Genomic DNA, 10,741 nt, shown 5'->3' with positions numbered 1-10,741 from the left:
CGTCTTCTTCACCCCCGGCAGCACCTCATAAGCCATTTCCTTGACGATCTCGTTGGCGTTGCCATAGGCGAGCAGGCCGGCGGCGGAGCCGCGCCCGGCCATGCGGTAGCGGCCGGAATTGTAGATGATGATCAGGTCGATGCCGCCGGCCTCTTCGGCCTTGGCGGACAGACCGGTGCCGGCGCCGCCGCCGACGATCGGCACGCCGCCGGCAATCATCTTGCGGAATTTTTCCAGGATCTTCTTGCGCGGTATGGCGGCCATGGCTTCGTCTCTCACTGTCTGGCGATGTCGAGAAAAGCCGCAACCGCAGCCTTGGCGAATTCGGGATCGTTGATGTGCATCGGCAGGCGCGTCACGCTTCGCGTGTCACCAGGCTTGATCGTGCGCTCGATGGCCTCGAAGAGTGCTGCATCGGCCTCGGGGTCGAAGAAAGCGCCGCCTTCGATGTCGAGCGCCGAGACGCCTTTTTCGGGAATGAGGAACCGCACCGGGCCATCGCAGAGGCTCAGTTTGGTGCCGATCCATTCGCCGATCTTGCGGCTTTCGTCAGGTGTCGTGCGCATAAGCGTCACGTTAGGATTGTGCTCGTAAAGCAGCCGCCCGCTATAGCGTTCCGAAATGGTCGGCGGCGCCCAGAAATTCACCATGTCGAGCGCGCCGACCGAACCGACATAGGGCAGCCTGGTGCGGGCGATCGCGCCGAAGCGGTCTTCGGTCGCCGGCAGCACGCCGCCGAACAGAAGGTCGCAGACTTCTGTCGTCGTGATGTCGATCACGCCGGACAGCAAGCCGCTGTCGGCAAGCTTCTCCATGGTGCGGCCGCCGGTGCCGGTGGCGTGGAAGACCATGCAGTCATAGATCGATCGGAGCTGTTCGGCGATGGAAGTCACGCACGGCGTGGTCACGCCGAACATGGTGAGGCCGATCGACGGTCTGCCGTCGGGCGGCTCCGCCGGCTTTGCCGCCATGCCTGATATCGCCTGGGCGGCGTTGTGCAGCACGACACGAGACAGCCGGTTCAGGCCGGCCATGTCGGTCACCGACGGCATCATCACGATGTCGGAGACATCGACATAAGGTGCGGTGTCGCCCGAGGCGAGCGTCGAAACCATGATCTTGGGCAGGCCGAGCGGCAGCGCGCGCATGCCTGATGTGATGATCGAAGTGCCGCCACCACCGCCAATGCCGATCACACCTGCTATATCGGGTCGCGATTCAACAAACCGGGTGAAAGCGATGGCCATTGCCGCCACTGCGGTGCCGCGGTCGTCGATGCTCAGTACGGCACTGCTGCCGCCGGGATGGTGGCCCGCGACCTCTTCGGCCGAGACATCGACCGGCACGGTTGGGTTGCGCGTTCCAACATCGATGCGGGCGACAGCAGCACCGGTAGCAGCGACCGCATCGGCCAGAAAGGCGAGTTCCTCACCCTTGGTGTCGGCGGTGCCCACCACATAGACGCGCTTCATTGCGTTCCCTAGTTCTAGGCGCGCTCGACGTTGCCGCCTGCCACTCTTTGCCCGGCCGTTCGGCATCGCGAAGGCCATTGCAATTTTTTGAGACGCGCGTATCATATTGACATGAATGTCTCACGTCAACAAGCGGCGGTTTCCGACGATGCCGGTTCTGGAGCCGCACGCGGACCGCGCGCGCGCACAAGACGGCTGATGCTGGAGACGGCGACAAGGCTGATGCAGGCGGGCGCCACGCCTTCGGTCAGCGAGGTCGCCGAAGCAGCAGAAGTCTCCCGCGCCACCGCCTATCGATATTTTCCAAGCCAGGCTGCCCTGGTGCAGGCGGTGGTCGACGAAGGACTCGGGCCGATCCTCACCTGGAAATCAGCCTCGGCCGATCCCGAGCGCCGCGTCGTTGAACTGTTCGACACGGCCATGCCGCGCATCGAAGCCTTCGAGGCGACCTTCAAGGCGGCGCTGAAACTGTCGCTCGACCAGTGGGCGCGGCGGCAGGCAGGCACGCTGGGCGGCGAGCCGGCCTTCACGCGCGGCCATCGCGTCGATCTGCTCAAGGACGCGATCGCACCGCTCAAGCACCGGCTGCCGCCACGCGAATTCAAGCGCCTGGCGCAGGCCCTGTCGTTGATCTTCGGCGTCGAAGTGCTCATCATACTGAAGGACATATGGGGGCTGGACAGCCGCAAGATGATGTCGGTAGCGCAATGGGCAGCCGGCGCCCTAGTGCGGGCTGCAGTGATGGAATCGGTAACCGAAGGAGGCAGAAGCGCGCCGGCGACAGCCACGGAATAGTATCGATCTGGTTCGACCAGTTTGGGATAATGATTACCGACAATAGTCGACGTTCCGTAACGCGAGCAAGGCCCCTGCGTATCAAGGAGTAGGAAAATTTAAGAAAAACAGACAGATGTTGCTGGAATCCGCTTGTCTGAGGGGCTGCCATCGTCCAAGAAAGAGCTTGACGTGTGTCCGAAATTGGTAATACCAGATCAGGACAATAGGCGGATTAAAAGTGAGGGCTGCGATCCATTCCGGCCGAGCGAGGAGGCTCGAAACCGAAACGCTGCCACCACACGGGAGAACTACCAGGGTCGGCCTCACCGCCGGCTCGCATGATACGGTAGAATGCGCACAAGGGAGGAAATCATTATGCGCAAGACAATGACCAGCATGCTTGCTGGTATCGGCTTAGTGCTCGCCTGCGGAACGTCCGTCTACGCGCAGGACAAGGAACTCACCATATTCTGGGCTGAATGGGATCCGGCAAACTATTTGCAGGAACTCGTCAACCTTTACGAGGCCGAGAGCGGCGTGAAGGTCACGGTCGAAACCACGCCTTGGTCCGACTTCCAGACCAAGGCATTCACCGAGTTCAACGCCAAGGGCAGCGCCTACGACATGGTCGTCGGCGATTCCCAGTGGATCGGCGCCGCCTCCGAGGCGGGCCACTATGTCGACCTCACCGACTTCTTCAACAAGCACAACCTGAAGGAAGTGATGGCGCCGGCGACGGTGAAATACTACGCCGAATATCCGTCCAACTCCGGCAAATACTGGTCGATCCCGGCCGAGGGCGACGCGGTCGGCTGGTCCTATCGCAAGGACTGGTTCGAAGACCCGAAGGAGATGGAAGCCTTCAAAGCCAAGTACGGCTACGATCTCGGCGTGCCGAAGGACTGGAAGCAGCTGCGCGACATCGCCGAATTCTTCCACCGTCCCGACGAAAAGCGCTACGGTGTCGCCATCTACACCGACAACTCCTACGACGCTCTGGTGATGGGCGTCGAGAACGCCATCTTCTCCTTTGGCGGCGAACTTGGCGACTATGCCACTTACAAGGTCGACGGCATCATCAACTCAGAGCAGAACGTCAAGGCGCTCGAGGCCTACAAGGAGCTCTATTCCTTCACCCCTCCTGGCTGGGCCAAGGCGTTCTTCATCGAGGACAACCAGGCGATCACCGAGAACCTGGCGGCGATGAGCATGAACTACTTCGCCTTCTTCCCGGCGCTCATCAACGAAGCCTCGAACCCGAATGCCAAGGCCACCGGCTTCTTCGCCAACCCGCCAGGACCGAACGGCGACCAGTTCGCCGCGCTCGGCGGCCAGGGTATCTCCGTCATCTCCTACTCCCAGAACCAGGAAGAGGCGATGAAGTTCCTGGAATGGTTCATCAAAGACGAGACGCAGAAGAAATGGGCGGAACTCGGCGGCTACACGGCGAGCGCCAAGGTGCTCGAGTCGCCTGAATTCCAGAACGCCACACCTTACAACAAGGCCTTCTACGAAACCATGTTCAAGGTGAAGGACTTCTGGGCGACGCCGGAATATGCCGAGCTGCTCATCCAGATGAACCAACGCGTCTATCCGTACATCACCGGCAATCAGGGCACGGCCAAGGAAGTGCTCGATTCGCTTGCTGCGGACTGGAACGCGACGTTCAAGAAATACAACCGCGTGAAGTAAACGGCACCAACGTTCGGAGGGGGCGGGAGCCCGTCCCTTCCGTTTTCTTTTCCGGACAAGGAAGGAACGGGCCTTGGCCACTGCAGTCATGACCACGCTGGATCCCAACTCGCGCTCCGCCGCCCGCGGCATGAGCGACCTCACGATCCGCAATCTCTTCATCATTCCGACGATCGTTTTCCTGATCGTCTTCAACATCTTTCCACTGATCTATTCGCTCGGCTATTCCTTCACCGACTTTCGCGCGTCGAGCCCCGCGGCGGCCAATTTCGTCGGACTGCAGAATTACCGCGAGCTGCTCAACGACCCGTTCATCTGGTCGAATTTCGCAATCACCGCCAAATATGTCATCGTCTCCGTAGTCGGCCAGGTCATCGTCGGCTTCGGCGTGGCGCTGCTGCTCAATCGCGATATCCCGTTGAAGGGCCTGCTGACGACGCTGCTGCTGTTGCCAATGATGCTGTCGATGGCCGTCGTCGGCCTGTTCTGGAAACTGCTCTACGATCCGTCCTTCGGCATCATCAACTATACGCTCGGCCTCGGCTCCTTCGAGTGGCTGTCCAACCCCGACATGGCGCTCTACGCGGTTGCCATCACCGACATCTGGATGTGGTCGCCATTCGTCATGCTGCTGTCGCTCGCCGGCCTGTCGGCAGTGCCGAAGCACCTCTACGAAGCAGCCGCGATCGACCGCGCCGGTTCGTTCTATACGTTCTTTCGCATTACTCTGCCTTTGGTCGCGCCGATCCTGATGATCGCGATCATCTTTCGCACCATGGAGGCGTTCAAGACCTTCGATCTCGCCTACATCTTGACCAGCCAGCCGACCACCGAGGTGATCTCGATCCGGCTCTACAAGATGGCGTTCCAGGAATGGCAGACCGGGCGCTCCTGCGCGCTCGCCTACATCGTGCTGATCATGATCCTGGCCATCACCAACATCTACGTCAAATACCTGAACAAGGTGAAGGAGCGCTAGAATGGCCGCCGTCACCACCTCTACCGAGCGTTCGTTCAACAAGCTCGCCATCGTCGGTGTGCTGATCGTGACGATTATCTTCCTGGCGCCGATCTACTGGATAGCGTCGACGGCGTTCAAGCCGCGCAACCTCGCCACCACCATCCCGCCGACGGTGGTGTTCCAGCCGGAGATATCGCCTTTCGTAAAGCTCTTCACCAAGCGGTCGCAGTTGCGCACTGCGCCGACGCCGGAACAATACGCCGCCGCCCCGTGGTGGGAGCGCCTGGTGTTTGACGGCGGCGAGAAGGTGGTGCGCTCGGGCAGGGGCGAGGTGCAGTGGTCCGGCTATCCGAGCCGCTTCATGAATTCGCTGATCGTTGCCATCACCTCGACGATCCTCGCCGTCGGCATGGGCACTTTCACGGCTTACGGGTTCTCGCGCTTCAAGATAAAGGGGGAACAGGACCTGCTTTTCTTCATCCTGTCGACGCGCATGCTGCCGCCGGTCGTCGTCGCCATCCCGATGTTCCTGATGTACCGGGCGGTCGGCCTCAACGACACGCATTGGGGCCTGATCATCCTCTACACCGCCTTCAACCTCAGCTTCTCTGTATGGCTGATGAAGGGGTTCATGGACGAAATTCCGAAGGAGTACGAGGAGGCGGCCCTCGTCGACGGCTATACGCGCATGGAGGCCTTCTTCAAAATCGTGCTGCCGGAGGCGGCCACCGGCATCGCCGCCACCGCCGTGTTCTGCTTCATCACGGCGTGGAACGAATACGCCTTCGCGCTGATCATGACCAACCGCCGCGCCCAGACGGCGCCGCCGTTCATTCCAAGCCAGGTCGGTTCCGGCCTGCCCGACTGGACGGTCATCGCGGCCGGCACCTTCCTGTTCCTGCTGCCCGTCGCCATATTCACCTTCCTGCTGCGCAACCACCTCCTGCGCGGCATGTCCTTCGGAGCGATCCGCAAATGATCCGCCATGCTACAATCCAGCGCACGGCCGAGATCGTGATGGTGTGCGGCATCATCGCGCTCTGCCAGCCGTGGAATCTCTTCCTGCACCGCTACGGGCTGACAATCATCATTGTCGGGCTGCTGACGTTCATGATCACCGGCTGGGTCGGTCCAAGGCAGAAGCCGCAGGCGACCGGCGCGCCGGAAAAAGAAGGTCACCCATGACCCAGATCGAGCTTCGTGGCGTCCAGAAATTCTTTGGCGCCGTTCAGGTCATCAAGGACCTCAATCTCAAGATCGACGACAACGAGTTCATCGTGCTGCTCGGCCAATCGGGCTGCGGCAAGACGACGACGCTTCGCGCCATCGCCGGACTGGAGACGATCGACGGCGGCGATGTCCTCATCGACGGCAAGCCGGTCCAGCATCTCAAGGCTGCCGACCGCGACATTGCGATGGTCTTCCAATCGTTCTCGCTCTATCCGCATATGAGCGTCTACGAGAACATCGCTTTTCCGTTGCGCGCAATGCGCAAGAGCAAGGCTGAGATCGACGGCGAGGTGCGCTCGGTCGCCAAAGTGCTGCAGATCACCGACCTGCTCGGCAAGAAGCCGTCGGCGCTGTCGGGTGGCGACATGCAGCGGGTGGCGATCGGCCGGGCGCTGGTGCGGCGGCCGAAGGCGATGCTGATGGACGAGCCGATCGGCGCGCTCGACGCCAAGCTGCGCGAGGAGATGCGTGCGGAGATCAAGCGGCTGCACATCAAGCAGGGCTCGACCACCATCTACGTCACCCACGACCAGATCGAAGCAATGAGCCTTGCCGACCGCATCGTCATCATGCATGAGGGCGTTCTGCAACAGGTAGGCAGCCCATCGGAAGTGTATGCGCACCCGGCCAATTTGTTTGTCGCGCAATTCGTTGGCTCGCCTGTGATGAACATCGCCAACGCGGCGGTGACGATGAACGGCTCCGGCGCCAGGGTCACCGTCGACGGTGCCGCGGAAGGGTTCCTTTTCCCGGCCGAACTGGTCGGCCAGCTCGACGCCGCGAGCGTCGAGCAGGATCGCCTTGCACTCGGCATCCGCCCCGAAGGCGTGATGGTCTCGCGCGAGCCGGCGGACGGTTATCTGCCGGTCGAGGCGCACATCATCGAACCGCTTGGCTCTTACGATATCGTCGACCTCAAGGTCGGGGCACAGATGTTGCGCGCCCGCACCCGTTCCGGTTTCGTCGGCAAGCCGGGGGTCCAGGTCTTCGCCAAGCTCGACCCGGCGCAGGCGCACTTCTTCGACACGACAAGCGGCAATTCGCTGGGGGTGAGACTCTGATGGCCCATATCCAGCTCAAGAACATCTCGAAGACATTCGGCAATCACACCGCATTGACCGGGCTCAATCTCGACATTGCCGACGGCGAGTTCTTCGTGCTGCTCGGCGAGACCGGCGCCGGCAAGACGACGACGCTGCGCATGATCGCGGGCCTGGAAGAGCCGGACGAGGGGCAGATATTCATCGACGGCGCTGATGTCGCCGACTGGGGTGCGGCCGAGCGCGACGTGGCGCTGGTTCTGCAGCAATACTCGCTTTATCCGCGGTACACGGTGCGCGAAAACCTCGAATTTCCGCTGAAGCCAAAAATCCGCCGCATCGAGCCCGACGAGATCAAGACGCGCGTCGACCGCGTTGCCAAGACCTTGCGCATCGAGCATCTGCTCGACCGCAAGACGGATCGCCTTTCTGGCGGCGAGATGCAGCGCGTCTCGATTGGTCGCGCCATCGTCAGGAAGCCCCGCGTATTTCTGATGGATGAGCCGCTGTCGGCCCTTGATGCCAAGCTGCGCGAGGCGCTGCGCACCGAGCTGAAGAACATCCAAATGAACCTTGGTCAGACCTTCCTGTTCGTCACGCACGATCAGATCGAGGCGATGTCGATGGGCGACAAGGTTGGCGTGCTCAATCATGGCCGCATCGTCCAGACCGGCACGCCGTATGAGATCTACAACAATCCGCGCGACACCTATGTGGCGAGCTTCGTCGGCTCGCCGCCGATGAACCTTATCGACGGCAAGCTCGTCGACGGCCGCGCGGTGATGGCACCGTTGAATTTCGAGCTGCCTTTTACGGGGGGTGCCAAGACGAGCGGTGCGACCGACGGTCGCCCGCTCGTCTTCGGTATTCGTCCCGAGGATGTCTATCTCGAGAGCGGGGCGCCGGTGGAAGCGCGCGTCCACGATGTCGAGAACCATGGCGTCGAAAAGATCCTGACCCTGCGGGTCGGCGACGCCATGCTGCGGGCCACGGTGCCGGCCAGAACCGATGTCGAGATCGAGCAGCCGGTGCGCTTTGCCTGGGATCCGGACAAGGTGGTGCTGTTCGACAAGGGAAGCGGGATTAGTCTCCGCCACGCGGGCTAAGCGCACCCGTTGGGCGGGAGGATGCGAAGCGGCTTGAAGCCTCTGTCCAGGTTTAGCCGGCTTGGCGGGTCTCAGCCTGTTCCTCGGCCCGAAAATGGCTGGGAGCCGATCCGATAACGCGCTTGAACGCCCGACTGAACGAGGCGTCGGATTCATAACCGAGGCGAGCGGCGACGACGGAAATCTTCAGCCGGTCGCGGACCAGCCATTGCCGTGCCTGGTGCATTCTCACCTGGGTGACATATCTCGCCGGGGTTTCGCCGACGATCGTCGCGAAGCGTTCCGCGAAACTCGATCGCGAGGCGCCCATCATCCTGGCGAGCGTTTCCACCGTCCAATCGCGGTCCGGTTCGAGATGGATCGCCGCCAGCACGCGACCGATCTCGCGGTCTCTCACGGCCGCGATCCATCCGGACGAGTCGCCGCAGCCGCGCTCGACCCATGACCGGATGACGGTGGCGGCCATCACATCGGCAAGCCGTGCCAGAATGCCGCCGGAGCCGACGCGCTCCATCGTCACTTCGCGCGCCATGGCCTCCAGCAGATGCGGAATGGCCGGTTCATAGGCTTCCAGTTCGTGCGCACGCATGACATCCGGCATCATGCCCAGCAAAGGGTGCAAACCATCGAGATTGAAATACATGCTGCCGAAAAACAGCAGGGTCCCCGGCCGGCAGCCTTCGTTCGACAGGCAGTAAACGCCCTTGCAGACCTCTGCGACCTCGTAACCCTGGATCGGCGAAGCCTCGGTGCCCGGTTCGCTGGCCAAGACATGTGCTGCACCGCGCGGCAACAGCACCGCGTCGCCTGCATTGAGTTCCACCCATTCGCCGGACGGCTGCAGCAACCAGCATCCTCTGCGGCCGATGAAATGAAATCGCGCCGCCGGCTGAGCCGGGAACTGGATGCCCCAGGGCTCCTTCATTTCGCACCGGCCATACTCGACGCCATCAAGACGCAACCCGCGCAATATGTCCGTCAGCGGATCGCCAGTGACCGGAACTTTGGACGAATGGTCAAGCATGATGGTGTTTCTAGCATGGAAACTCCAGACGGTCACTCCCTATCTTGCACTGCAGCCAAATGTTGCGCTGCAACCAGCCGGAGATCCCATAATGACCGAACCCGCGACAGGCGTCATGGACGCCGTTCTCGATCCCGCCGAAAGCGACGAGCGAGCCGAGCCGGCGTGGGGGGCGGTCGTATCCCTCGCGCTCGGTGTGTTTGGGCTCGTAACCGCAGAATTCCTGCCTGCCAGCCTGCTGACGCCGCTGGCGCAGGACCTCGGTGTGACGGAGGGCACTGCCGGCCAAGCGGTGACAGCAACGGCCGTTGTCGGCGCGATCGCCGCCCCGACTATGGCTGTCATCACCAAACGGCTTGATCGCAGACTGGTCATGTGGGCGCTGACGGTCCTCCTGATCCTGTCGAACCTCCTGGCGGCGTTTGCGTCCTCGCTTCCCGTTCTTCTGATCGCCCGCATCATGCTCGGGATCAGCCTCGGCGGCTTCTGGTCGATGTCGGCGGCGATGGCGATGCGGCTTGTTCCGATGCGGCTAATGCCGCGCGCCATGTCGATCATTCTCACCGGCGTTTCGGTGGCGACGGTCTGTGCGGCCCCGGTCGGCGCCTATGTCGGCGACGTCTGGGGATGGCGAACGGCCTTCATGATCGCGGCTGTTGTCGGGGCCCTGGCGCTGCTGATGCAGGTCGCCACCCTTCCGAAGCTGCCGCCGGCGGGCGTTGCCAGTTTTCGCACCTTGCTGGAGGTGATGAAGCGGTCGACGATCAGGGCAGCACTTCTGGTGGTCGTGCTCGTGGCCTCGGGACACTTTGCCGGCTTCACCTATGTCCGGCCATTTCTCGAGAACGTTCCGGCACTGGATATCGAGACGATCTCGCTGGTGCTGCTCGCCTACGGCATTGGTGGGTTCTTCGGCAATTTCGCCGGCGGCTTCATGGCCGAGCGCAATCTCAAGGCAGCCGTCGGCCTGGCGCCTCTGCTGATTGCATTGTCAGCGCTCCTGCTGCTCGTTCTCGGTGCCTCACCCGTGGTGGCGGCAATGGCGGTTGCCGCCTGGGGCTTTGCGTTCGGTGCGGTGCCGGTCGGACTGCAAACCTGGCTGGTAAGAGCCGCTCCCGACCAGGCCGAAAGCGCCGGCGGGCTGATGGTCGCCACGTTCCAGGTGGCCATTGCGCTCGGCGCCGTTTTCGGCGGCCTGCTGGTCGACAATGCCGGCGTCGCCAGTGCGTTCGCCTATTGCGGGATCGCGACGCTGCTGGCGGCCCTGGCGGCGTTCCGGCTTGGCCCAAAGGCAGCCGACAGTTGAGGGTCCGTCAAACCGCGCGGCCGTCGAAGTCGAAAATCGGCACAGCGTCCAGATCGAGATCGTCTATGCAATGGATGTTGACGTAGGCGCTTCGTTCGCTCCCTTCGCTGACATCCTCGGCGAAGGGATGGAT

At 62.2% G+C, this 10,741-nt stretch carries 11 protein-coding genes; 8 read left to right on the top strand and 3 right to left on the bottom strand.

Annotation, left to right across the window (positions count from 1 at the left end; all coding sequences use genetic code 11):
* A partial coding sequence (locus EOA86_RS08155; protein ID WP_164891621.1) for a phosphoenolpyruvate hydrolase family protein occupies positions 1-264 on the bottom strand: 264 nt, incomplete at its 3' end.
* An 11-nt stretch (positions 265-275) separates the two neighbouring features.
* A complete protein-coding gene (locus tag EOA86_RS08150) occupies positions 276-1,472 on the bottom strand; it encodes a Tm-1-like ATP-binding domain-containing protein (RefSeq protein ID WP_128341180.1) in 1,197 nt (398 codons plus the stop codon).
* Between the two features lie 111 nt (positions 1,473-1,583).
* Between EOA86_RS08150 and EOA86_RS08145 the strand changes: the two genes are divergently transcribed.
* The 7 genes from EOA86_RS08145 to EOA86_RS08115 all read left to right on the top strand — a co-directional run bounded on the left by EOA86_RS08145 (position 1,584) and on the right by EOA86_RS08115 (position 8,278).
* A complete protein-coding gene (locus tag EOA86_RS08145; RefSeq protein WP_065009766.1) occupies positions 1,584-2,267 on the top strand; it encodes a TetR/AcrR family transcriptional regulator in 684 nt (227 codons plus the stop codon).
* Positions 2,268-2,624: 357 nt separating this feature from the next.
* Positions 2,625-3,941: an ABC transporter substrate-binding protein gene (locus tag EOA86_RS08140; protein WP_128341179.1), complete on the top strand. Its 1,317-nt coding sequence runs from the start codon at positions 2,625-2,627 to the stop codon at positions 3,939-3,941.
* A gap of 73 nt (positions 3,942-4,014) precedes the next feature.
* Complete coding sequence (locus tag EOA86_RS08135) at positions 4,015-4,920, top strand: sugar ABC transporter permease (RefSeq protein ID WP_029348308.1); 906 nt, start codon at positions 4,015-4,017, stop codon at positions 4,918-4,920.
* Position 4,921: 1 nt separating this feature from the next.
* Positions 4,922-5,881: a carbohydrate ABC transporter permease gene (locus EOA86_RS08130; protein WP_029348306.1), complete on the top strand. Its 960-nt coding sequence runs from the start codon at positions 4,922-4,924 to the stop codon at positions 5,879-5,881.
* Complete coding sequence (locus EOA86_RS08125; protein ID WP_065009763.1) at positions 5,878-6,087, top strand: hypothetical protein; 210 nt, start codon at positions 5,878-5,880, stop codon at positions 6,085-6,087. Before EOA86_RS08130 ends, EOA86_RS08125 begins: the two co-directional genes overlap by 4 nt.
* Positions 6,084-7,193, top strand: coding sequence for an ABC transporter ATP-binding protein (locus EOA86_RS08120; RefSeq protein WP_128341178.1), 1,110 nt, complete (start codon positions 6,084-6,086; stop codon positions 7,191-7,193). The genes EOA86_RS08125 and EOA86_RS08120 overlap by 4 nt, the downstream gene beginning before the upstream one ends.
* Complete coding sequence (locus EOA86_RS08115; RefSeq protein WP_029348302.1) at positions 7,193-8,278, top strand: ABC transporter ATP-binding protein; 1,086 nt, start codon at positions 7,193-7,195, stop codon at positions 8,276-8,278. Before EOA86_RS08120 ends, EOA86_RS08115 begins: the two co-directional genes overlap by 1 nt.
* 52 nt (positions 8,279-8,330) lie before the next feature.
* Here EOA86_RS08115 and EOA86_RS08110 read toward each other — a convergent pair whose 3' ends face one another.
* Complete coding sequence (locus tag EOA86_RS08110; protein ID WP_065009761.1) at positions 8,331-9,302, bottom strand: AraC family transcriptional regulator; 972 nt, start codon at positions 9,300-9,302, stop codon at positions 8,331-8,333.
* A gap of 91 nt (positions 9,303-9,393) precedes the next feature.
* On the opposite strand from EOA86_RS08110, the gene EOA86_RS08105 reads away from it, so the two are divergent.
* Positions 9,394-10,608: an MFS transporter gene (locus tag EOA86_RS08105; protein WP_128341177.1), complete on the top strand. Its 1,215-nt coding sequence runs from the start codon at positions 9,394-9,396 to the stop codon at positions 10,606-10,608.
* The last annotated feature ends 133 nt before the right edge of the window (positions 10,609-10,741 follow it).

Source organism: Mesorhizobium sp. M5C.F.Ca.IN.020.32.2.1, from assembly GCF_004023105.1.
In the GTDB taxonomy this organism is placed as follows: domain Bacteria; phylum Pseudomonadota; class Alphaproteobacteria; order Rhizobiales; family Rhizobiaceae; genus Mesorhizobium; species Mesorhizobium wenxiniae.
The sequence above is the reverse complement of the archived record's forward strand: the minus strand, read 5'-3'. Positions and strand labels throughout refer to the sequence as shown.